This window comes from Streptomyces longisporoflavus (assembly GCF_014649775.1).
Taxonomy (GTDB): Bacteria; Actinomycetota; Actinomycetes; order Streptomycetales; family Streptomycetaceae; genus Streptomyces; species Streptomyces longisporoflavus.
The window spans coordinates 24,789-46,859 of record NZ_BMTR01000028.1 but is presented as its reverse complement, the minus strand read 5'-3'; the positions used below and the strand labels follow the sequence as shown (position 1 = coordinate 46,859).

General features: G+C 69.6%; 18 protein-coding genes. 7 read left to right on the top strand and 11 right to left on the bottom strand.

The window, feature by feature from the left end; all coding sequences use genetic code 11:
* The first annotated feature begins 149 nt into the window (after positions 1 to 149).
* On the top strand, positions 150 to 548 hold the full coding sequence (locus IE226_RS36450; protein ID WP_190085780.1) for a hypothetical protein: 399 nt from the start codon (positions 150 to 152) through the stop codon (positions 546 to 548).
* A gap of 127 nt (positions 549 to 675) precedes the next feature.
* Here IE226_RS36450 and IE226_RS36445 read toward each other — a convergent pair whose 3' ends face one another.
* From IE226_RS36445 to IE226_RS36425, 5 genes are all read right to left on the bottom strand, one after another.
* Complete coding sequence (locus tag IE226_RS36445) at positions 676 to 1,242, bottom strand: RICIN domain-containing protein (RefSeq protein WP_190085779.1); 567 nt, start codon at positions 1,240 to 1,242, stop codon at positions 676 to 678.
* Positions 1,243 to 1,486: 244 nt separating this feature from the next.
* Positions 1,487 to 3,646, bottom strand: coding sequence for a VCBS repeat-containing protein (locus IE226_RS36440; RefSeq protein ID WP_190085778.1), 2,160 nt, complete (start codon positions 3,644 to 3,646; stop codon positions 1,487 to 1,489).
* Between the two features lie 491 nt (positions 3,647 to 4,137).
* Positions 4,138 to 4,674 carry a dihydrofolate reductase family protein gene (locus tag IE226_RS36435; protein WP_190085777.1) on the bottom strand — a complete coding sequence of 179 codons (537 nt, stop codon included), beginning with the start codon at positions 4,672 to 4,674 and terminating at the stop codon, positions 4,138 to 4,140.
* Positions 4,675 to 4,929: 255 nt separating this feature from the next.
* The gene (locus tag IE226_RS36430; RefSeq protein ID WP_190085776.1) at positions 4,930 to 5,568 is read right to left on the bottom strand and encodes a nucleotidyltransferase domain-containing protein; all 639 of its coding nucleotides are present in this window, start codon (positions 5,566 to 5,568) and stop codon (positions 4,930 to 4,932) included.
* Between the two features lie 215 nt (positions 5,569 to 5,783).
* Positions 5,784 to 6,230 carry a hypothetical protein gene (locus tag IE226_RS36425; RefSeq protein ID WP_190085775.1) on the bottom strand — a complete coding sequence of 149 codons (447 nt, stop codon included), beginning with the start codon at positions 6,228 to 6,230 and terminating at the stop codon, positions 5,784 to 5,786.
* 339 nt (positions 6,231 to 6,569) lie between these two features.
* Between IE226_RS36425 and IE226_RS36420 the strand changes: the two genes are divergently transcribed.
* On the top strand, positions 6,570 to 6,872 hold the full coding sequence (locus IE226_RS36420; protein WP_190085774.1) for a hypothetical protein: 303 nt from the start codon (positions 6,570 to 6,572) through the stop codon (positions 6,870 to 6,872).
* A gap of 686 nt (positions 6,873 to 7,558) precedes the next feature.
* Here the strand turns inward: IE226_RS36420 and IE226_RS36415 are convergent.
* Positions 7,559 to 8,677 carry a fatty acid desaturase family protein gene (locus tag IE226_RS36415; RefSeq protein ID WP_190085773.1) on the bottom strand — a complete coding sequence of 373 codons (1,119 nt, stop codon included), beginning with the start codon at positions 8,675 to 8,677 and terminating at the stop codon, positions 7,559 to 7,561.
* Between the two features lie 7 nt (positions 8,678 to 8,684).
* Positions 8,685 to 9,746, bottom strand: a complete 1,062-nt coding sequence (locus tag IE226_RS36410) for a ferredoxin reductase (protein ID WP_190085772.1) — start codon at positions 9,744 to 9,746, stop codon at positions 8,685 to 8,687.
* A gap of 86 nt (positions 9,747 to 9,832) precedes the next feature.
* Here IE226_RS36410 and IE226_RS36405 point away from each other — a divergent pair, with 86 nt between their 5' ends.
* Both IE226_RS36405 and IE226_RS36400 read left to right on the top strand, forming a co-directional pair.
* Positions 9,833 to 10,972: a PucR family transcriptional regulator gene (locus IE226_RS36405; RefSeq protein WP_190085771.1), complete on the top strand. Its 1,140-nt coding sequence runs from the start codon at positions 9,833 to 9,835 to the stop codon at positions 10,970 to 10,972.
* A gap of 1,238 nt (positions 10,973 to 12,210) precedes the next feature.
* The gene (locus IE226_RS36400; RefSeq protein WP_190085770.1) at positions 12,211 to 12,630 is read left to right on the top strand and encodes a peptidoglycan-binding domain-containing protein; all 420 of its coding nucleotides are present in this window, start codon (positions 12,211 to 12,213) and stop codon (positions 12,628 to 12,630) included.
* Positions 12,631 to 12,664: 34 nt separating this feature from the next.
* Here IE226_RS36400 and IE226_RS36395 read toward each other — a convergent pair whose 3' ends face one another.
* Positions 12,665 to 13,459, bottom strand: coding sequence for an alpha/beta fold hydrolase (locus tag IE226_RS36395; protein ID WP_190085769.1), 795 nt, complete (start codon positions 13,457 to 13,459; stop codon positions 12,665 to 12,667).
* Between the two features lie 460 nt (positions 13,460 to 13,919).
* Between IE226_RS36395 and IE226_RS36390 the strand changes: the two genes are divergently transcribed.
* From IE226_RS36390 to IE226_RS36380, 3 genes are all read left to right on the top strand, one after another.
* Positions 13,920 to 16,646 (top strand): helix-turn-helix transcriptional regulator, encoded by a 2,727-nt coding sequence (locus tag IE226_RS36390; protein ID WP_190085768.1) that lies wholly within the window; start codon positions 13,920 to 13,922, stop codon positions 16,644 to 16,646.
* A 139-nt stretch (positions 16,647 to 16,785) separates the two neighbouring features.
* Positions 16,786 to 17,154: a YciI family protein gene (locus tag IE226_RS36385; RefSeq protein ID WP_190085767.1), complete on the top strand. Its 369-nt coding sequence runs from the start codon at positions 16,786 to 16,788 to the stop codon at positions 17,152 to 17,154.
* A 242-nt stretch (positions 17,155 to 17,396) separates the two neighbouring features.
* Positions 17,397 to 18,032 (top strand): hypothetical protein, encoded by a 636-nt coding sequence (locus tag IE226_RS36380; RefSeq protein ID WP_190085766.1) that lies wholly within the window; start codon positions 17,397 to 17,399, stop codon positions 18,030 to 18,032.
* 126 nt (positions 18,033 to 18,158) lie between these two features.
* Here IE226_RS36380 and IE226_RS36375 read toward each other — a convergent pair whose 3' ends face one another.
* The 3 genes from IE226_RS36375 to IE226_RS36365 form a co-directional block, all read right to left on the bottom strand.
* The gene (locus IE226_RS36375) at positions 18,159 to 19,430 is read right to left on the bottom strand and encodes an MFS transporter (protein ID WP_190085765.1); all 1,272 of its coding nucleotides are present in this window, start codon (positions 19,428 to 19,430) and stop codon (positions 18,159 to 18,161) included.
* A gap of 629 nt (positions 19,431 to 20,059) precedes the next feature.
* Positions 20,060 to 21,145 (bottom strand): LLM class flavin-dependent oxidoreductase, encoded by a 1,086-nt coding sequence (locus IE226_RS36370; RefSeq protein WP_190085764.1) that lies wholly within the window; start codon positions 21,143 to 21,145, stop codon positions 20,060 to 20,062.
* 119 nt (positions 21,146 to 21,264) lie between these two features.
* Entirely contained in the window at positions 21,265 to 22,059 is a 795-nt protein-coding gene (locus IE226_RS36365) for an MBL fold metallo-hydrolase (protein WP_190085763.1), read from the bottom strand.
* Positions 22,060 to 22,071 lie beyond the last annotated feature (12 nt).

Below are 22,071 nucleotides of genomic sequence, written 5' to 3'. Positions count from 1 at the left end.
ACGACTCCGCCGAACCCTGCGCTCGACGCCCGGCGCCCCATCCGATCACTTGAATTTGCTGAAGTGAACACATACGCTTTCGGTCTGCGCCAAAGATGCAGCCAATCAGCCGCCAATCAAACTACACCGCCGACGATCCGGGGTGACGCATGTCCAGACAATGCAGTGACATTCCCATTCGCAACCGTTCGCTCGACACAGATGACGCCCGGCAACTCGCCCGAGAGGGACGTTGGCCCGCCCGTACGCGCAAACTCACCCACCGCGCCGGTCTCATCCGATTAGAGGGCGCCTTCGACGACGGCGACCTGCAACGCGTACGCGCCACAGCGCCGGCCCGTCAGGTGACCCGCGACGGAGCAGTAATCCTGATCTGGCCGCCGGGGACTGTGAGGATCACGCTCCACCTCACCGGTGTGATCACAGCGACCGGCTACTTCGAGGACGCCGAGATCGCGGCACTCCGACAGTTCCTTCCGGGCCGGACCCTCACGCACACCCGAGATCAACTCACCGTCTGGCCCACAGAAATCCGCTCGGAGCCTTGATGATGCGGCGTCTCGTGCCTTTGAACGTGTCCGCGCCTACGTTCATGGCCACGCTGCGTCACCGTTGCTGCGTCGGCCGACGCAGCAACGGTGACGCAGCAAAATGAACCCTCAACCCAGCCAGGGGTCAGTCGATGAACGCGAAGCGGTTGTTGCCGGCTGTGCTGCACGGCCACTGCACGAGATCAGCGCCGTTGCCCCTGCTGGCGCCTTCAACGTTCAGGCACTTCCCGCTCTTCTTGTTCTTCAGCCGGTACGTGCCGTCCGAGAACCTTTCCGCGTACCACAGCCCGTTCGCCTGCTCGTTGCACGGCCACTGTACGACCTTGGCCCCGTTGGCGGTGCTCCCGCCCTTGACGTTCATGCACTTCTGACTGTGGTAGTTCCTGACCTGGACCGTGCCGTCGCTGGCCCCGTAGAACCCCCACCAGAGATTTCCCTGCGAAGCACACGACCACTGATCGAGCTGTACGCCGTTCCCGGTGTTCCACCCCGGCAGGTCGGCGCACTTCCCGGAGTGCGCGAACTTCATGTAGCCCCAACCGTCGCCGGCCTGAGCCGACAACTGCTGCCCCACACTCTGGCGGCCGCCAGGACTGTCCTGAGCCGCGGCAGCACCAACGGGCAAGACAGTCGCGGCCAGTCCGGCAAGAACCGCTGATGCGGCGATGCCAGCCCTCTGCAGACTCAGCATGTTTCTCCCCGTGTTCCGGTCCGTTCGCACCGGCCTTTCCGGCGCGAATTTCCTGGACGAGAACCTACGGAGCCCCGACTCGGAACAAATCAACCCATGGGTGGCAGATTCAGTAAACCCTCGCAGTAGCTGCCATAAACCGTCACGGTAGTGCGCACGTATCCGGCCAGACCGAAGTCGCTGCCAGCTCTCCTGGATGCCACGGCCCTGGAGACAGGTGCCGCGTGCCGCGTCACGTGCCGCGTCACATGCGGGCGACGAACACGCCGTCGTTGCCGAACCCGACGATGTCCGCCTTTCCGCTCCCGGTGGTGTCCGCCAGGAGTCGGGGGTGTTTGTCGACCCGCCAGCCTCCTGCGCTGTACCCGAACTGCGGCCTGACCAGCCCCGGTGTGTCGAATTCGCCGTCATCGAGCGACCGGGCCATCCAGACGCCTTCGGCACCGAACCCGACGATGTCGGCCAGGCCTCTGTCACCGGTGGTGTCCGCCAGGAGACGGGGGTGCTTGTCGACCCGCCAGCCTCCGGCGACGTAGCCGAACTGGTTCACGACGAACTTGGGTTTCCGGAAGGAGCCGTCGCCGTTGGAGACCGCGCTCCATACACCGTGGTCACCGAAGGCGACGATGTCCGCCCCCGGGTCAAGGGTGATGGTCGCCATGAGGCGCGGGTGCCTCTCCACGCGCCACCCGGACTCGTAACCGAGGTCGGCGAGGACGAACTTGGCCTCCTTGAATGTCCCGTCCCCGTTGGACAACGCGGTCCACACGCCCTGATCGCCGAAGCCGACAATGTCCGCCGTACCGTCGCCGGTGATGTCCGCCAAGAAGCGCGGATGCTTCTCCACCCGCCAGCCCGTCTCGTAGCCCAGTTCGGCGATCATGAACTTCGCCTCCTTGAACGTTCCGTCCCCGTTCGACAACGCGGTCCACACGCCCTGATCGCCGAAGCCGACAATGTCCGCCGTACCGTCGCCGGTGATGTCCGCCAAGAAGCGCGGATGCTTCTCCACCCGCCAGCCCCTCTCGTAACCGAATTCGGCGAGCACGAACTTCGCCTCCTTGAACGTCCCGTCCCCGACGGCCAGCGCGGTCCACACACCCTGATCGCCGAAGCCGACAATGTCGTCACCGCTGCTGCTGGTCACGTCCGCCAGGAAGCGGGGGTGCTTCTCCACGCGCCAGCCGGTCTCGTAGCCGAGTTCGGTCACGACGCGTCGCGGGGTCCCGAAGCGTCCGCCGGGCTGGCCCGGGGACAGATATACGCCGTCCTCGGCGAAGCCGAAGATGGCCGGCCGCCTGTTTGCCGTCACGCGCGCCATGGTCCGCACGTGCCGTTCGGTCCGGTAACCCCCCTTCTCGTAGCCGTAGTCGCGCAGCAGCAGGCGCGGGGACCAGCCGAGGTGGCCGGGGGTGTACTGGCACAGCGTGAGGATGTTGGACTTCATGAGGCAGTCGGCGCCGCCGCGGCCCGCGCACGTCTCGCAGTTGCCGTTGACGAGGCCGTAGCGTCCGTGGGAGCCGCCGCAGTCGCAGGGAGGCACTGCCGACGCGTACTCGTCGGGGCAGCCGAAGACGTGCCCGGTTTCATGGGCGAAGACAGTGTCGATGTTGTCCGGCCCGTAGGCGCCGTTGTCATAGTCCATCACCACGTGAGTGCGATCCGCGGTCGCGTAGGCAGAGCTGTAGAGCGGGTACCTGGCGAAGAAGACGCAGTACGCCCAGCGGGTGCTGAAGCTTTTGCGGATGGCCTCGATGTAGGAGCGAACCCCGCTCGCGTCGGCCTTGTGGCCGAGCGACGCCAGCGTCGGATCGCGCCAGACGGCCTCCAGCGTCTCGGCATCCGCGTCCGGCGGCAGGGACGAGTCCGGGGACACGGTCAGGGCCACGTTCTGGATGTCGTAGGCGAAGCTGATGCCCGCGACCGGGTTGGCCGTGGTGAAGAAGCCCAGGCCGCCCTGCACTTCGGCAACGGCCTTGATCACCTCGTCCTCAGTGAACTGGAGGTCGGCCGTCGGCCCCTGCACGAAGACGATGCCGACCGCGACGCTGCCCTCCAGATACTCACTGTTCGTCGAATGCGGCTGGACATCCGCGCTCAGCACACCGGAATCCGGGAGTGGACCCACCGCCGCGAGGCAGCCCCGCATGTCCCAGCTCTCACCGGCGCGTGGCCGCTTCTCCTTGGCCGTCCGGTACGCATCCGACTCCCGCAGCCGCAGCGCCGCCAGACCCAGTGCCTCGGCCTCGGTGAGAGCGTCCTTACCGCCGGGTTCCGGCCCGCGCAGATCGCCGGCGGGGCCCCCGGGCAAGGCCCCGATGCTGATCCGCCCGTACCGGTGCAGCGTGTAACCGCCCTCGGGCCACGACGGAGCCGCAGCCCCCTGCGCGACATCCGGTCCCATTACCGCATGCTCGGTGACATCGTGGAATCCGGTCACTTCACGCCCCATTCCACGCCGGCGGCCGAAAACCAGGACGTCCCTGCCTCACCCGGCACCCGACGTTCCAGGTGCACCGGCCAACCGCTACGGCCGGGCTCCTGCACAGAACGCGCGCTCAGCCCATCCGCGAACCATGGACGCGCCCCCCGGCGCACCCCCGCGTGTTCCGGATCCCACGCTTCCCCTGCCACCACAAACCGTCAATACGCCCAACCCGCTACCCGGCCCGGGCAACTTGGCGTACGCCCCCCAGCCAACAGGGCTCCCGGAAGCAACCACGCACGGCCTGCGAGGCGAGCCGGTGGTTGACCCTGGGGCGGCAATTGCGTCCGCACTGGCCAGTACGGAATCTGAGCCTGCAACTGCACGGGCCCGCAGGTGGTCCTCGACCGCGCGCCCGTACGCGTCGATCGCCTTGGAAGCCCACAGCAGGCCAGTAGTTGCGACCGTGCCTACTTGCGCACGTGGAAGCGCAGCATGGTGACTCCGCCCGACTGGACGTTGCTGAACGGTTCCAGGTCGATCCGGTCGAGGCCCGGCGGCGCGAAGCGGACGCCGTCGCCGAGCAGCACCGGCAGCACGTACACCAGGATCTCGTCGACGAGGCCGCGCTGCAGGCACTGGGCGGCCACGTCGGCGCCGAGGATCTCCAGGTTCTGGTCGCCTGCGGCCCGGCGTGCCGTGGCCACGGCTTCTGCGACGTCGCAGGTGAGGAAGGTGACGTTGGGGTCCGGCTCGTCGGGCGGACGGTGGGTGAGGACGAACTGCGCCCCGCCGTCATAGCCGGTGTTCTCCTCGGACATACGCTTGCCTACGTCGTACGTACCCCGTCCGATGAGCATGGCGCCCGTGGCCGCCATGACCTCCGGGAACGTCGCCGACGTCATGTGCTCGAAGATCCAGTCCATCGTATGGCCGGGACCGGCGATGAACCCATCGAGGGACATCACCCTGTTCACGACCACTTTGCCGGTGCTCGCATCCGTCATGCGTCTTCTCCAAGCAGGTGGAGGGCCGGGATCGCATCATAGGTCGGTCAGCGACATCTTCTCCGGCGGTAGCCAGGACCTGGACCTATCCGATGGCACCACCGCGGTGTCATTGACGCGGTGCACATCAACGCGGTGTTCATCGACGTACTGACGCCGGCCGACCGGGGGCCCGGACCCTTGCACCTGGCCGCCGTCTTCGGCATGAGCGCCGTCACCGCCGTCCGCTACGCGAACTCCGTGGCTCCGCACCACTCACCCTGCCAGCTCTGCCATCCACGGATGTCCCGGGTGGACGAGCTCCAGGTATCCGCGAAGGAGATTCCGCCGCGGTTGATCCAGCAGCGGCAACACCCCCTCGAAATCCGTCTGATCCTTGGGCCGTTGGGCCTTGGCCTTGAACAGCAGCACCAACTCCGGTACCAAGTAAGGGATCCCGTCCGCGGTCTGTTCGATGATCGCGTCGTACGGCAGCCGCAACCTCTCGTCCCGCCGGCAGATCCAGGTCCCTCCCTCATGCGGCTCACGGAAGACGTCAAACAGGAAGTGATCGCTTTCCGGGTCCCGCAGCCAGGTCTGGTGCGTGGCCGCCAGTGTCTCGGCTCCCGCCGCCGGCCAGACCCGCCCCGAGCCCACAGCGTCAAACACGCACTCGGGGAAACGGTGCCGAATCGCCGGGAACCCCGCCGCAGGCACCGCGATCTCCAGATCTCCGTGCGGCCGCGACTGTTCTCCGCGGAACAGGTCCAGCGCCCACCCCGCCGCGACGCACCAGGGCGCACCGATGCCGCCCAACCGCTCCGCGACTTGTTCCGGACGCCAGGCAACCGCCCAGCGGGCCTCCAGTTCCTCCACATCGAGCACAACGCCGCCGGGCGGCAGGGATTCGGTCATCGGCACAACCTACTGCTGCAACCCGGCCCCCGGTAACGGCCCTTGTACAGCCACCCGGGGGCAGGCCCACGCGCAGGCCTGATACGGCTTCATCACCGACCACCCGCCCCGGTCGGTAGGAGCCTCACTCACCGGGGCCCGCGTCATGGTAGTCGGGGTCCGGGCGAGGACGCCGGCGGTGTGCTCGGTCCCGTCGATCCGGCTCGCCGTCGTGATCAGCTCTCGACAGGTACGGGTTCCGCGCGGACCGAAACGGCGGTCAGGTAGAGACCGTCGCCGCTGAGCCGGAGCGTCGGGGGCAGGCCCTCGCTGAGGGCTTCGGAAACCTCGGCGGTCGGGTAGCCGAAGAGGTCGATGCCGCGCAGGACAACCGGGCAGGCCGACGGCCCGGTGAGCGTGGAGGGGCCGCGGGTGAGACCGATGGCGGCCAGGCCGGGGGCGTCCTGGTGCCGGCCGCGCGGGTCGGTGGTGTCGCCGTAGGCGTCGAGCGTCAGGCCCTGGTACTGCGCCCCGAGGGCCCAGCGGGCGCCGCAGACCCAACCATCGCGAACATCCGCGACAGTGGCGACGGCCCACCGGGCGGTGTGCTCGTCCATGCCGAAGCGGAGAGTGCCGGCACGGCCAGGGAGCCGGAGACCGACTCCGGGGAGCAACTCGAACATGCGCAGATGGTCCCAACCGATGGCACAGCGCCACAAGCCGCAAACGGCGGTCACCAGCTGCCGACTGCCAAGGAGCGTCCCTGTGCCTGCAGATCAGGCAGCTTGCGCGAACTGCTCCGCTCCGGGCATCGGCGGTACGGCGCGACGTCGACGCGCGGCTACTGTGACCGCTCGCCGAAGCCGTCCCGCACGGCCGTCAGACGCTTTCTCTAGCCGCGTACGCGTCAAGCAGGCATGCGATCTCTTCACATTTCCCACGCCAGCTGCACGACTCAAGGTGGCATGGTTGATGATCGACTGACGGGCCGGACACTCCGCGTCCGTGTTGGGGGGACTTTCATGCGTACTCGCACTGCTGCCGCATCGGCGGTTCTGATCCTGGCCACTGTGATGGGCTCGGCGGCCTGCTCGTCGTCCTCGGACGGCAACCCGACTTCGGGCACAGCGACCTCGGACGAACAGGGCGATGGCCAGCGCCAGGTGAACAGGGGCGTCCCCGACGCTGATCCGTCGGCCTGCGCGACTTCCAGCGAGAAGATCCCGGAAGGCTGCGCGGTCGACATGGATGCAGCCGAGATGGACAAGGCAACTCCTGCCACGGAGCCGCCTGCGACGGATGCGCGGGTGCCCTCCACAAAGTGACTGCACCTGTGACGGGCGGGCTACTCCTTTGACCAGGCAGAAGCCCGCTGGAACTACGCTTTCTGGATCCAGAACCAACTGGCTGTCGTCGGCGACCTGACCAGCGATCCCGGCGGGGCCATCGCTCGACAGGAGTGGATCACCGAACTCGGACTTTGGTACGAGGAGCCGATTGACCTCGCCGCCTGGGATTCAGCCATCGGGCCGCTCGCCGCGCAGATCGAGGCCCGCTTCCACCAGACCTGCTGCCGGCTCGCCCGAACCCTCCATACCGCCGGCGTCATCGAAAGATCTGTCGGCCGAATCGTGCCGGTGATCGTCCACGAGCTGGAGTACTACGAGGCGATCGCCCGGCAGACTGAGGCCGCCAACCCGCTCGGCCCGGCCGATGAGTTCACCTCATGAGTCCGCAATGGCTGAGGTGTTTCGGACAGTTCCAATTACCGACTCCACCATTCGAACCGGCCCGGCTGATAGCAGTCACGAGCCCTCGCTGGGGCGTCGGTAGGAAACAAGCCCTCCGGCCCCCGGGGCCCGTGACCTGCTGGAGTTCTTCCAGAACATGGACGGGAAGTTCGACGACGCCCTGCGGACAGCGCCGAACGTGAACCCGTCCGCCACGGATCTCACCCAAGCCATGCCCGGTGGCGCCGCGACGGACGAAGGATCCGAACCCATACCCAGAATCAGGCCGCGACGAGCTCCTGTTCGCGCTCCGGCGTCTTGACCACGGGCTTCTTGTTCGGCAGCGAGAGCCGGAAGACCTTGTGCCAGGCGGAGAACACCTGCTTGGGCAGCGGGCCGGTGACGTACTCCAGCTCGTACTTCTCGAACAGCGCGCGCACCTTCACCGCGACCTCGGCGTACCGGTTGCTCGGCAGGTCCGGGAACAGGTGGTGCTCGATCTGGTGCGACAGGTTGCCGGTCATGAAGTGCATGGCCTTGCTGCCGCTGATGTTCGCCGAGCCCATCATCTGGCGCAGGTACCACTGGCCTCGTGTCTCGCCGTTGATCGACCGCCGCTCGAAGACCTGCACGCCCTCGGGGAAGTGCCCGCACATGATCACCGAGTGGGTCCAGAGGTTGCGGACCAGGTTCGCGGTGAACGTGGCGCCGAGCGTGGGCAGGAACGACGGGCCCGAAAGGAGCGGGTGGATCACGTAGTCCTTGAGCACCTGCTTGCGGATCTTGCGGCCGACGGCCTTGGCCCGCGCGCGGAACTCCGGCTTCTTGCGGCGCGCCTTGCTGAGGTTCTTGCCCAGTTCCAGGTCGTACGCCGCGATGCCGTACTCGAAGAAGCAGGCGTTGAGGAAGTTCCACAGCGGCTGGCCGAGGTGGAACGGATGCCACTTCTGGTCCTCGTCGACGCGCATGATGCCGTAGCCGAGGTCGTTGTCCTTGCCGATCACGTTGGTGTACGTGTGGTGCAGCTCGTTGTGCGAGTGCTTCCACTGTTCGGACGGCGAGACGTGGTCCCACTCCCAGGTGGTGGAGTGGATCTTCGGGTCCCGCATCCAGTCCCACTGGCCGTGCAGGATGTTGTGGCCGATCTCCATGTTGTCCATGATCTTCGCCACGGACAGGCCGGCGGTGCCGAGCAGCCACGCGGGCGGGAAGATCGAGAAGAGCAGCACGCCCCTGCTGGCCAGTTCCAGCGTGCGCTGCGCCTTGATGACCTTACGGATGTACGCGGCGTCTTTCTCGCCGCGGTCGGCGATCACCTCGTCGCGGATCGCGTCCAGCTCGCGGCCGAGCTCCTCGATCTGCTCCGCGGTCAGATGGGCGGTGGGGTCGATGGCGGTCACGGTGCTCCTACCGTTCGATGTCGCAGGGGCCCGCCGCGGCGGACACGCAGGTCTGGATGAGGACGCCGGGCTCGGCCTCGGTGATCTCGCCGGTGCGCAGGTCGCGGACGGCGCCCGTCTTGAGCGGCGTGACGCAGCCGAAGCAGATGCCCATGCGGCACCCGGAGGGCATGAGGACGCCTGCTTCCTCACCGATGTCGAGGAGCGGCGTGGCGCCGTCCGCGTCGACGGTCTTGCCGGTGGCGCTGAACGTGACCTCGCCGCCGTCGCCGGTGACGACGACGCTGGGGCGGAAGCGTTCGGTGTGCAGTCGCTCTTGGACGCCGTAGTCGGCCCAGTGCTTTTCGGCGGCGTCGAGCAGGCCCGCGGGACCGCAGGCCCAGGTCTCGCGCTCGGTCCAGTCGGGCACGAGTTCGTCGAGGCGGGCGATGTCGAGCATGCCGTCCGTGTCGGTGTGCACCTCGGTCAGCCGCAGCTTCTTGTCCGTGACCAGGTCGTGCAGTTCGTCGCGGAAGATCACGTCGTGCGGCTGCGGAGCGCTGTGGATCATGACGACGTCGTCGAACTCGGTGTCGCGCAGCATGCCCATCACGGGCGTGATGCCGCTGCCGGCGGTTAGGTAGAGCACCTTGGCGGGCTTGGCCTGCGGCAGGACGAAGTCACCGGTCGGCTGGTCGAGATGGATCAGCGTGCCCGGTCTCGCCCTTCGGACCAGGTGGTTGCTGACCTTGCCGTCCGGGATCGCCTTCACGGTGATCGTGATGCGGCCGTCCTGGCGGTAGCGGTTGGTCGGCGAGGTGATGGAGTAGGCACGCCACAGGCGCACCCCGTCGACATCGATCCCGAGCCGCACGTACTGACCGGCCGTGTGGCCGCGCCAGCCCCGGCCCGGCTTGATCACGATGGTCGCGGCGTCACCCGTCTCGGGGTGCACGGCCTCGATGCGCCCGCGCAGGTCGGCGCCGGCACGCAGCGGGCTGACCAGGTCGAGGTAGTCCGACGGCAGCAGCGGCGTCGTGACCATCTCCAGTAGTTTCCACGCCCTGCTGCGGAGGGCTGTACTCGTCATGACTTCAGCTTGCTGCGCCTCAGGGCGTAAAGTCCTGACCGCAGGACGTAAATCTGGTCGGCTAAATTGTTCGCAGGGAATAAAAAGTGAGCCATGTGATTCGCAGGGCCAGTGAACTGGACCTGGATGAGACGACGGTCACAGCACTTCGGGCCGCGCTGAGGGCCACCGCCGACGAGGTCGTCCAGGCGATCATCGACGAGGTCCCTTCCTACGCCAACGCCCTCTCGGGCCATATGGGCGCCACCATCCGCCGAGCCGTGCGCACCGCCCTCGGGCACTATCTGGATCTCGCGAGCGGGAACGCCACGGGCGGCGACGGCGGCGACGCAGCCTACGAGCTGGGCCGCGGCGAGGTGCGCGACGGCCGTTCGATGGACGCCCTGCTCAGCGCCTACCGCGTCGGCGCCCGGGTGGCCTGGCGATGCCTGGCAGCGGGTGCCGTACCCGCAGGTCTGCCCGCCGCCGAGGTCGCCAAGTTCGCCGAGTTGACCTTCGCCTACATCGACGAGCTCTCCGCCGCGAGCGCCGCGGGCCACGCCGACGAACTGGCCGCCCAGGGCAGGGCCCACGAGCGCCACCTGGAACATCTGGCCCGCGACCTCCTCGCCGGCGCGAGCCCGGACGTACTGCTGGCCTCTGCTCAACGAGCCGGGTGGCAGCCTCCGGTGTCGCTGACCGCGGTCCTGCTGCCCGCCGCCCAGGCCCGGCCCGCCTACCGCACGCTCGACCCGAGCACTCTCGTCCTCGACGATCTGCCGGATGCAACCGGTGTGTTGCTCGTCCCCGATGCCGACCGATCACATCTCTTGCGGAAGCTGACCGAGCGCATCGCCGTGGTCGGCCCGGCCCGGCCATGGACTCGTGCGTCCGCCTCGTACGCACGCGCCGTACGCGCACGCTCCCTCTGCTCTGACATTCGCGACACCGAGGACCACCTGCCCGAGCTGGTGCTGAGCGCCGACGCGGACGCGCTCGCAGACCTGCGTACCCGAGCCCTCGCACCGCTGCGGACCTTGCCTGCCGCAACCGCACGGCGACTGGAGGAGACGTTGCGGGAGTGGCTGCTGCACCAGGGCAGGCGGGACGAGGTGGCGGCGGCGTTGTTCGTCCATCCCCAGACAGTCCGATACCGGATGTCGCAGCTGCGGGAGCTGTTTCCGGACCTCGCAACGCCACACCGGGTTCTTGAACTGACCCTGGCGGTCGGCCTTCGGGGCAGCTGACGCGTTGAGGCCCCGAGGCCCCCGAGATCCGCGAGGTCCCCGAGTTCCCGACGCACCGCGCGCAGGAACGTCCGCAGCAGGGGCAGGGCAGGGCGTGCAGCGGGACGATGGCCTGATGGTCTTCACGTGCGCGCGCATGTGCGGCTTCGTGCCGCTGTCCGCGATGCAGCCCGGCCCGGCCGTAGTCTCCGGGCGGGGCGTTCACCGACGCGCCTACTCGCCCCCGCGCCCCTGCTGTGAGCGAGAACCCCGGCCTGCGCTGCGGGCCAGATCACTGCCTAGCAACGTCACCCTGGCTACACCACGCGCCCAACGAGGAGCGTCCCCCCGAGCATCCCAATAGACACAGACGCAACCACCGATAACCAGCACAACAAGGACCGACAATACGAGCGCGAGCATGCTCTCCCCCAGATTCATGTGATGATCCGCCCCATCCTCCCCCGTCCGGAAGGATCTGAACGCAGAACGGGGAGACTGTCGCCTGAACCCGATGAGCAGTCCGACCCCGAAGTCTGGGCCGAACCCGCCGCCGGCCGCTTCGGCCGACCAGACTCTGTACGCCGCAGCTGCAACGAAGGCACCATCGAACGGCCACTCGGCTCCGTGCTCTGATCGGCGCCTGCGGTGGCGCCCACTGCGCCGGGTGCGGCAACGTTCAACCCCGCCGCCACGGCTTCCCCTTGGCCGAGACCGCCGAGGGCTTCCCCGCGCGGACTGTCACCGGGTCGTCAGCCACGACGTAAGCCCGCTCCCCGCCGCTGTGGCGAGGAGTGCCAGCACCCATCCGGGGACGCGCTGTATGACCAAGTGCAGTCCTCCGCAGCGTAGTTCGAACTGTGGACGTTCTCGTTCACCCGTCTGGCTCATGGGGTCTATGTAAGCGGGACTTCACGAAATCCGGCAATAAAGACAACTCGGCATACGCCGAATGGTGGGCCAGGCGGCACGAGGCTTGGTAGAGCAACCTGCTTAGCGGCGAGCGGGCAAAGTTCTCACCCACCTGCTCCCGGTCTCGCGCAACACGCCGACCGTGCACTGTGAACAGCCCGAACCCCGCAACTGCGCACCGTGCGCATTGCCCGCCACCACAGCCCTTCCTACAGTCTGCGTCACCCGGGAGCGATCTCGGTCCGACTGACCGTTGCGCCATTTCGGCGCACACCAGTAAAGGGGGATGGAATGCGTAGATCCGCTTGTGCTGCGGCCGCCATGGCTCACGAAGGAGGGGGCAACCTGTGAGGCACAGAACGATAAGCGGCCGTCTTTCCGCAGCCGCAATCACCATCCTGACGCTGGGTACTTTGGCGGTCGGCGTCCCGGCGGCAGCCGAGGTGAACCCCGGTCCCGCGCAGGCGGCGGCGGGAACGTGCCCCTACAGCGGGAGCCACCCTGAACTGTCCCGCAGCGACAGCTACTCCTCCGCCGTCAAACACGCTCAGTGTCTGTGGAACACCCAGAACAGCCTGCACGGCGGCCGGAAACTGATCAACCAGGACGGGTACTTCGGAACGGAAACCTACTCGGCGATGCACCGCATCCAGCGAGCCTGCGGGATCACTGCGGACGGGATCGTGGGCCCCGACACCTGGGAGTGCCTGCACCCGGACCAGTACCCGAATCCGAGGTACAGGGAGGGCGTGTGGCCCGTCGACTAGGACCCGCCTGGGTCTGACCGTCTGCCACAGCTGGTTAGCGGCAGGAACCCCACAGTTCGCGCAAGGCAGCGTTGACGGCGGCGGGTTGCTGGGTGTGCGGGTAGTAGCCGGGGACGCGCAGCAGGCGGGCATCGACGGCGTCGGCCACGGATTCGGCGCAGGCGATCAGCGGCTCTCCCGCATACCTGCGGTACGTCTCCGGCGCGTCCTGCCAGGTTCCGCAGATCACCAGCGTCGGCCATGGCGCGTTCTGCAGCGGTTTCAGGGGCACGATCGCTTCCCACACGGGACGTTCGCGCATCGACGTGGCCACGGCACGAAGGCGCTGCGGAGTGGGGTCGGGCATGGGCATGTCCATGCCCTCCGTCGAGGCGCGCAGGTACTGCTCCGGCGTCACCGAATCCGGCACACCCGCGCTGTCGCGTACCCGCTCCAGCATGGCCTCGACCACCGGGTGACCGGCGGCCGCGGAGAACGCGGAGGGCTGAATCAACGTCAGGGACCGTACGAGGTCGGGGCGGCGCCCGGCGGCGAGCATGGCCGCCAGGCCGCCGTTGCCGTGGCCGACCACGTGCGCCCCTGTGTCCTGCCGCTCCAGCAGTTCCACCAGGTCGTCGGCGTCGGTGTCGAAGTCGCTGCGGTCGGTGTCGGGGCTGGCGCCGTAGCCCCGGCGGTCCGCCAGCAGCAGGCGGTAGTGGTCGGCCAGCGGTCGCTGGGCCGCGAAGCCGTACGCCGCATCGCTGCCCCAGGTGAAAATGCTGTGGGCGAAGACCACGGGGGTGCCTTCGCCGCCGGTCTTATCCCATACCGTTACGTGAATCGTGGCCATCAGGTCCCCGTCTCATCCCGGCGTGCTGTTCCTGAACACACGGACACCCGGCGGCTCTTGCCCCCATCGGGCTCAAAACGCCCCCGTGTCCCACGAGCGCAGCCTACCCAGCCCGCCCGGCCGAGCTGACGGACAGGAGGCCGCTGCGTATAGCCGATACCCGCGTGTCCCGAGTGCGGGGATGGGCGAGGCGAAGATCGAAGCGGGCCACGCCCCCATGTGCGGGGCGCGCGCTACCGCACCACCGCCATCGACCGCGGCGCCCGCCTCGGCATCGACGTGCACCCCGTCCAACGCCCGCTGGGCTACAGGGCGTTCACCGTAATCCCCCTACGAAACCCGTCCGCACCGTTCGGAAGCCATGCTTCAACTCGCGATGACCGACCTCATGGCCCGCCGCAGCAGCCGCGGAGGGGGTGCCGCGGCGACCCGGTTCGCAGCCGCCGACTAGGGTGCCCGCATGTCACTGGTGGGGAGAGACGACGAGCAGGCGCGGGTGCAGCGCCTGCTGGCGGATGCGCGCGACGCACGCAGCGGGGCGCTGGGGCTGCGGGGCGCACCGGGGATCGGGAAATCGGTCCTTCTCGAGCACGCCGTGTCGATCGCCGAAGCAGAGGGCATGCAGGTGATCCGCGGGGCCGGAATCGAGTCCGACTACGAGCTGGCGTACGGCGGCCTGCACCAGCTCTTGTTTCCGCACCTGGATCGGTTGGACGCGCTGCCCGCTCCCCAGGCGACGGCGCTGCGTTGCGCTTTCGGCCTGGCCGAGGGAGATGACGCCAACCGATTCCTGATCTCCGCCGGCACCCTGTCGTTGCTCGCCGATCTGGCCGAGGACGGCCCGCTGCTGTGCGTGGTCGATGACCTGCAATGGCTCGACCAGGGTTCCGTGGAGGCGCTGTTATTCGCGGCCCGCCGTTTCGTGGCCGATCCGATCGCGGTGCTGTTCGCGGTGCGCGAGACGTCGGTGTCATCCGTGATCGCGGGCGTCGAGGTCCTGGATCTGTCCGGCCTCGCCGCGCCCGATGCCGCCCTGCTGCTCGACGGCCACGCACCACAACTGGCCGAACGGATGCGGACCAGGGTGCTCGCGGAGTCCGGCGGCAATCCCCTGGCGATCATCGAGCTCGGGGCGTCGCGGCTCGCGGCCCGCGATGTCGACGAGTTCGACCCGGCCGAGCAGGTCGGCCCGCTGCCGGTGACCCGCCGCGTACAGGAGGCATTCCGCCACCAGATCGTGGAGCTTCCCGCCCCCGCCCAACGCGCGCTTCTGGCGGCGGCAGCCGACACGGCGGCGCCCCTTGCGACGATCCTGCACGTGATCGAAGCTCTCGGCGGCGCAGCCGACGACCTGGCGCCCGCCGAACGCGACCGGCTGGTGCGGATCGACGGCCGGATCACGTTCCGCCACCCCCTGGTACGGGCAGCCGCCTACCAGGACGCGCCGCTGCACCGGCGGATCGAGGTACATCGCGCGTACGCCGAGGCGCTGCGCACGGACGCCGATGCCGACCGCCGGGCCTGGCACCTCGCCGCTGCCACCACCCAACCCGACGAGGCGGTGGCCGCCGAACTCGAAGGCGTGGCGGAGCGGGCCTGGCACCGAGGCGGCGCGATGGCCGTGTGCGCCGCCTACGAACGCGCCGGCCGGCTCAGTGCCGACCGGGAGCTCAAGGCCAGGCGTATCGCCCGGGCCAGCCAGGCCGCGTTCGACGCGGGCAAGGCCGACCGCGCCGCCCGCCTTGCGGCCGAAGCGCTCGCGCTCACCACCGACACCGGCGTCCGGGCCGATGCCATCTATACCCGCGGCGCCGTGGAGTACGAACGCACCTCGCCGCGGGCCGACGCGGAACTGACCCTCGAGGCCGCCGCGTTGGTGCGCGACACCGATCCGGAGCGCGCCGCGCTCACGCTCTACGAGGCTGCGCACGCCGCCCGGCACGGGGCGGCGCACGACGTCCTGCAACGTGCGGCGGATCTGATGCGCGGGTTCAGCCCGCCCGAGCACTGGGAGCCCGTTGTCGCCGCCCTTCTCGGGTGGGCGGAGCTTTTCACCGGACGTCCCAAGCTGGCCGTCGGCCCGATGCGCGACCTCCACACCGCCACCCGCGGTGACGGGCACGACCTGATGCATCGCATCACCGCCGGGTTCGGCGGGCTCATGATCGCCGACGAGGACGGCGTCATCGCCGAGACCGAAGACATGCTGGCCGTGGTGCGGGCCACCGGGGCGCTGGGGTGGGTCCCGTACACCCTGAACGTCCTTGCCGTGGCGCGGCTGTTGCGCGGTGAGTTCGCGGACGCCCGCGCGTGTGTGGCGGAAGGCGTATCGGTGAGCGACGAACTCGGGAATACGACCGAGAGCCTGGCCCACCGGTCGGTGGAGGTCTGGTTGCACGCCGTGTCGGGTGACGAGACACGCTGCCGGGCTCTCGCCGAGGAGGTGCTCCCGCGAGCCCGCACCCGGCACCGGGTCAATGCCGAGATCGCGGCCTGGGGTCTCGGGATGCTCGACCTTTCCGCCCGGCGGTTCGGGGACGCGCTCGACCGGCTCGAGCAAGTGTGCCTGGGACCCGCGAGCCGCGACCTCCTGGTGCGGGCGGTGCCGGACCTGGTGGAAGCAGCCGTGCGCGGCGGCATGCCGGATCGCGCCCACGGACCACTGGCGGCCTTTGGGCACTGGGCTGAGCACGTCGACCGCCCCCTCGCCACCGGACTCGCCCTGCGGTGCCGGGCCCTGCTGGCCGACGACGGCGACGCCGATCCGCTGTACGCCCGCGCCCTGCGGCTCCACGAGCAGCAGGGCGGCCCCTACGAGCACGCCCGCACCCAGCTGGTCTACGGCGAGTGGCTGCGTCGCCGCCGTCGCCGCGCCGAGGCCCGCGGCCATCTCGCGGCGGCGGTGTCCGCGTTCGAGCGCCTCGGCGCGCAGCTCTGGGCCGAGCGGGCACGCGGCGAGCTGGCCGCCTTCGGCGAGCGCGGCGACGAGCCTCAGCCCGGCGGCCCGCTCACTCTGTTGACCCCGCAGGAACTGCAAGTCGTACGGCTGGCCGCGGACGGTCGCACCAACAAGGAGATCGCGGCACAGCTCTTCCTGAGCCCTCGGACCGTCGGGCACCACCTCTACAAGGCGTACCCGAAGCTCGGCGTCACCGCGCGCGCCGAGTTGGCCCACCTCGTCCGGTGACCGACGGGTGGCCGACGCCGGTCGTCGGTTTCCCGGACACCAGTCACGATGACTGATTCGCCGGCGGTGAGCCCCGCCTAACGTTTCGGTCATCCAGGCAGCGGCCATCGGCTGCCGGCCGTACGACGAGGAGACGACCATGACGAAGTACTTCCTGAGCCTTCCGCACGACTCCGCCGAGGAGCCGACGATGGAGAGCATGGATCCCGCGGAACTGCAGGAGGTCATCGCCGCGGTCGGCGCGTTCAACACCGCCATTCAGGAGGCGGGCGCGTTCGTGACCGCCGGAGGTCTGCAGCCGCCGTCGAGCGCGACCACGGTGGACTACTCCGGAGACAGCCCCGTGCTCACGCCGGGCCCGTTCGTCAAGGCCGATGAGTACCTCGGCGGCTTCTGGATCATCGAGGCCGAGAACGATGACGTCGCGATCGAATGGACCAAGCAGGCTTCGCGGGCGCTGCGCAGCAAGATCGAGGTGCGTGCCCTCCAGGAGGAGCCCGGCGCCTGACCATTCGCGCACCGGCACCGGTCACGGTGACCGTTCCCCGAACGGTCACCCACCCCGGCAGCTCGTACGGCCCGGACGAAGGAAGAGGGAGCATGTCGATCAGCACCTTCGCCCGGAGGCCCGGGGAGAGCGGGCGGCCGGTGGGCGTGGTGAACACGTAGCCATCCGGTGCCGGCACGCAGGCGCGATGCATTGACCCCGCCGCCGAACGACTCGGCGGCGGCTCGATCTAGAGTGTGTCGATGCAGCCCTCCCCGTTGCCGCGGATATCGGCGAACGAACTCCGCCCCCGCCGTCACTGGTATGCAACGGCGGCCGCGATCGCCATCGTTCTGTCCGTGCTGGGCATAGCCATCGGGGTGCACCGGTTCAGCAACGCGATCGACGCGGTGGATACGGGCAACCAGTTCGCCGACGGCGACACCCTCACTCTGCGGCTCGACCCGGGACACCAGAAGGCGATCTGGATCAGGGATCGGGGCCCGTCATCCGACCAGGCGTGCGGCATCACCGGTCCGGGCGAGCCCGGTCTCGCCGACCCGGGAATCGATGTGTTCCTCACCCGTGAGGAGACCTGGAACCCGCTGTACACCATCGATGTGCCGCAGACTGGCAAGTACACGATCACTTGCACCTCCCAAGGTCCCTCTCGATATGCCATCGGGGACCCGGGAGGCTTCGTCACCTTCGGGGGCTGGCTGATGGTCGCTGTCCTTCTCCCGGTACTCGGAGTCAGCATCGGCGCCACCATCGCCCTCGTCACCGCCCTCCGCCGCAGAAGCCATCGCAAAAGGCTGCTGGCCGAACGACAAGCCCCCGGCGGCGGCCACCCCGTACAGCCCGCTGCGAGCGCCGGCGCCGGCGCCGACCGACGGTGAAGCGCCGCTAGCCCGCACTCCGACAGCACTCCCAGACGGTCGAGCAAGACGTGCCGCGCCCGCGACTCCCGCCGGGAGCGCGGCACGTCTTGCTCGCGTTGCGGTCTTGCCCCGACTACGTCTCGGTCAGGCGCGCGCGGAGCTTTTGCGGGCGGCGACGATGGCCGCAGGCGCCGCCGCGAAGGCGAGAGCGCCGCAAAGGACGGCGAGGATCGGGTAACTGGTGGCGGCGACGACGATCCCGGAGGCCAGTCCGCCGACGGCGCCCGCGACGGCGACGGCGACGTCCACCAGTCCCTGGACCTTGGCGCGAGAGGCAAGAGGCGTGCTGTTGGTGACGATCGCGGTGCCGGTGACCAGGCCGAAGTTCCAGCCGACGCCCAGCAGGACGAGGGCGAGGGTAATCAGGACGAGGGAGTGGCCGGGTGCGAGGGCGGCGACTACTCCCGCGGCGAGCAGGATCCCGGCCGTCACCAGGCTCATTGCGGTCGCGCCGAATCGGTCGACGAGGCGGCCGGCCAGGGGCGACGGCAGATACATGGAACCGGTGTGCACGGCGATGACCAGGCCGGATGCCGCGGTGTTGAAGCCGTGGGCGTGCATGTGGACGGGGGTCATGGTCATCACTGCGACCATGACGAGCTGGCTGAGGACGAGGACCATCACGCCGACGAGCAGGCCGGGGCCCGACCGGGAGGGTGCGTCCGCGGATGCGCTCTCTTCCGGGGCCGGCGGCAGGGTACGGGCGAGTACCAGCGGGTCGGGGCGCAGCCATAGGAGGAGGGTGAGTGCGGCCAGCGTGAACGCGGCCGTGGCCAGGAGGAACAGACCGGTCAGGCCGGGCAGGTGGAGCGTGGTCGCGAGGTGTCCGGCGGGGGTGGTGAGCAGGGGGCCGGCGATGCCGCCGGCGGTGGTGGCGACGATGACGGTGGAGGTGGCGCGGGCGCGTTGATGGGGTGCGGCGAGGTCGGCTCCTGCGTAGCGGGCCTGGAGGTTGGAAGCGGTGCCGGCGCCGTAGAGGAAGAGGGAGGCGAACAGCAGCACGGGACTGTCGAGTGCGGCCGCGACGACGACGCCGACACCGCCGAGGGCGCCGGTGAGATATCCGGCGGCCAGGCCGGGGCGGCGGCCGTGGCGTTGGGAGAGGCGTCCGATGACGAGGGCGGCGCTGGCGGAGCCCGCGGTGAGCAGTGCGATGGGCAGTCCGGACAGGGAGGTGTTGTGGAGCATCTGCCCGGCGAGCAGGCCGGCGACGGTGACACCGGCGGCGAGGCCGGCCCCGCTGAGGACCTGGGAGACGAGCAGCACGGTCAGGGTGCGCTTTTGTACCGCGGATATGGCGGGTGCCAGGGCGGCGGTGGGCGGGGTGCGGATGGAAGCACGCGAGGGCTGGGCCATGTGGTGCGTCCTTTCGGGCTGCCGGGGGGGCCGGGGCGACGGCTTCCCCGGGCGGGGCGGTCTGGTGGTCGCCAGGCGGCGGTCAGGTGTGCACGGGATGGGGAGAACGGGGGTGAACTGGCCGGTGGCACGGGCCGGTTGCCGCTCGTCGTCGTGATCGAGGGCCGTCGTGCAGTCCGGGGGCGGTCGTGACGTGCCGGTCCAGGGCGAACCGGCCTTGGGTGACCCGGGCGCCGAGCACGTGAGGACCGGCCGCAGGGAGAAGTCGAGGGCGAGCCGGTGAACACGTGCTGGGGCAGCAGGTTGAGGAAGGTCTTGGGCGGGTCGGAGTAGGCGGCCTGATAGAGGGGGGGTGGCCACGGCGAGGGCGTCGGCCGCGGCGACCAGGCTCATGCCGCGGGCGAGGGCCGCCTCGTGAGTGTCCGCGGCGAGAAGCGGTGCCGCGAGCAGGTCGCGCAGGGAGCCCACGAAGACGTGGTGCTCGGCCGGGAGGGAGTACGGCACGTCCGGGAGGAGATGGCGGACAGGCCAGGACGGTGCCACGACAATCCCCCGGAAGCTCCCGGTAGATCGGGGACTTGGGGCCACCGGGGGGGGGCGGAGGCGGGCTGGGGGTTGTTCGTACAGTGTCAGCGCGGGTTGTCGGGCAGGCCGTAGGCGTCGGCGATCAGCTCGATGGAGCGCAACCGGGCCTGGATGGAATGACCGACGCTGCCGATCATGAGCTCGTCGGCGCCGGAGTCCCGCTGTACCTGGTTGAGGTGGGCGGTGACCTGCCGGGGGGTGCCGTGCGGGACGTGGGTCAGCCAGCTGTCGACGGCCTGGCGTTCTGAGGTGTCGTAGGGATAGGCGTCCACTTCCTCGGGGGACGGCAGCAGGTAGGACTTGCGCTGGAACATGCGGAGCATGGCGTGCGCGAGGGTGCCGGCCTGGCGGCGGGCCTCACGCGCGTCGTCGGATGCCGCGACAGTGAAGCTGACCAGCGCGTACGGCTCGGACAGGGCCTCGGACGGAGTGAACCGCTCGCGGTACAGGCGCAGCGCGGACACCACGTCGCGCGGGTTGAAGTGCGCGGCGAAGGCGAACGGCAGGCCGAGTCGGGCGGCGAGCTGCGCGGAGTAGCCGGAGGAGCCGAGCAGCCACACCGGCAGGCGCCCGGGGGCCGGCGGAAGGCCGTTGAGCCGGTCCTGGGCGGCCCCGGGAACGGCGTACACGCGGTCGGCGTAGGGGTGCTCGGCGGGGAAATCGTCGCCGAGGAAGTGCAGCAGATCGGCCACTTGCCGGGGGAAGTCGTCGGCGTCGCTCGCGCCGCGGCGCAGGGCGGCGGCCGTGGCGGGGTCGGTACCCGGGGCGCGGCCCAGGCCCAGGTCGATGCGGCCGGGGGCGAGGGCGTCCAGCATGCCGAACTGTTCGGCGACGACAAGCGGCGGATGGTTGGGCAGCATGATCCCGCCCGCGCCGAGCCGCAGCCTGCTGGTCTCTGCGGTGAGCCGGGCCAGCAGGACGGGCGGGCTGGAGGTGGAGACGCCGGGCATCGCGTGGTGCTCGTTCGTCCAGTAGCGGGTGAAGCCGCGCCGGTCGGCGAGCCTGGCGAGGTCGATGCTGCCGGCCAGTGCCCGGGCGGCGCTCTGGCCGGTGCCGGTCATGGCGGAGTCCAGTACGGACAGGGGGGCGGGGGCAGAGCCGTGGCGGGTGCCGCGGATGGGGTCGGTCATGTTCGTGCGGTCCTTCGGATGCGAGGGGTGCGGCGCGCGGGGGCGCCGGCCGACAGTCGCGGCAGGTCTCTGTCGGCCGGCGCCCGGCTGTCCGGCGTACGGGGACGGCGTAGGTGGGGTCAGCCGCGGGTACCGAAGTCGACGCGGTCGGTGAGACCGGCGGCGGCGAAGGCGGCGGCGAGCTCGTCGCGGCCCTCGGTGAAGTGGGCCCAGCTGTCGTAGTGGACGGGGACCACGCGGCCGGCGCCGAGGATGGTCGCGGCCCGGGCGGCCCGGGCGCTGTCCAGGACGATCAGCTCGCCGTCGAAGACATCGGGGAAGCGGGGTGCACCGGCGAACAGGAGGGCCGTGTCCACCGGGGCGAAACGCTCGGCGATCTCCTTGACCGCGTCGAGCGAGGCGTTGTCGCCGCTGACGTAGACGGTGGGCAGGCCCTCGCCAGTCAGGACGAATCCGACGACCTCGCCGCAGATCGGCTCGACCTCCTCGCGCGGGCCGGGGCCGTGGATGGCGGGCACGCCGGTCACGGTGACCGGGCCGGGCCCGCCGTCCCGGCGCTCGAGCTCGACCGCCTGCCAGTCGGCCAGGCCGGTGGCCGACTGGCCGAGACGCTCCCCGCCGCCGGGGGTGGTGAGCGTCAGCGGAACGTCGGCGAGCAGGGCCCGGCCGGAGGTGTCGAGGTTGTCGGCGTGCTCGTCGTGCGAGAGCAGGACCACGTCGACGCGGCCGAGGTCTGCCGGGCTGCCGTCAGCCGCCGCCGTCTTGGTCAGTACAACGGCCGGCGCCTGGTGATCGCCCGGGCCGTCGAATGTCGGATCGGTGAGAAAGCGCAGGCCGCCGTACTCGAAGAGGGCGGTCGGGCCGCCGAAGACGCGCACGGGGAAGGGGGCGGTCTGCTGGGTCGGAGAAGACACGAAAAAGGTTCC

What these genes read in the sequence shown, in the direction of transcription:
- IE226_RS36450 (WP_190085780.1), top strand. Translation starts at nt 150, where the DNA reads ATGTCCAGACAATGCAGTGACATTCCCATTCGCAACCGTTCGCTCGAC.
- IE226_RS36445 (WP_190085779.1), bottom strand. Translation starts at nt 1,242, where the DNA reads ATGCTGAGTCTGCAGAGGGCTGGCATCGCCGCATCAGCGGTTCTTGCC.
- IE226_RS36440 (WP_190085778.1), bottom strand. Translation starts at nt 3,646, where the DNA reads ATGGGACCGGATGTCGCGCAGGGGGCTGCGGCTCCGTCGTGGCCCGAG.
- IE226_RS36435 (WP_190085777.1), bottom strand. Translation starts at nt 4,674, where the DNA reads ATGACGGATGCGAGCACCGGCAAAGTGGTCGTGAACAGGGTGATGTCC.
- IE226_RS36430 (WP_190085776.1), bottom strand. Translation starts at nt 5,568, where the DNA reads ATGACCGAATCCCTGCCGCCCGGCGGCGTTGTGCTCGATGTGGAGGAA.
- IE226_RS36425 (WP_190085775.1), bottom strand. Translation starts at nt 6,230, where the DNA reads ATGTTCGAGTTGCTCCCCGGAGTCGGTCTCCGGCTCCCTGGCCGTGCC.
- IE226_RS36420 (WP_190085774.1), top strand. Translation starts at nt 6,570, where the DNA reads ATGCGTACTCGCACTGCTGCCGCATCGGCGGTTCTGATCCTGGCCACT.
- IE226_RS36410 (WP_190085772.1), bottom strand. Translation starts at nt 9,746, where the DNA reads ATGACGAGTACAGCCCTCCGCAGCAGGGCGTGGAAACTACTGGAGATG.
- IE226_RS36395 (WP_190085769.1), bottom strand. Translation starts at nt 13,459, where the DNA reads ATGGCCACGATTCACGTAACGGTATGGGATAAGACCGGCGGCGAAGGC.
- IE226_RS36390 (WP_190085768.1), top strand. Translation starts at nt 13,920, where the DNA reads ATGTCACTGGTGGGGAGAGACGACGAGCAGGCGCGGGTGCAGCGCCTG.
- IE226_RS36385 (WP_190085767.1), top strand. Translation starts at nt 16,786, where the DNA reads ATGACGAAGTACTTCCTGAGCCTTCCGCACGACTCCGCCGAGGAGCCG.
- IE226_RS36380 (WP_190085766.1), top strand. Translation starts at nt 17,397, where the DNA reads ATGCAGCCCTCCCCGTTGCCGCGGATATCGGCGAACGAACTCCGCCCC.
- IE226_RS36375 (WP_190085765.1), bottom strand. Translation starts at nt 19,430, where the DNA reads ATGGCCCAGCCCTCGCGTGCTTCCATCCGCACCCCGCCCACCGCCGCC.
- IE226_RS36370 (WP_190085764.1), bottom strand. Translation starts at nt 21,145, where the DNA reads ATGACCGACCCCATCCGCGGCACCCGCCACGGCTCTGCCCCCGCCCCC.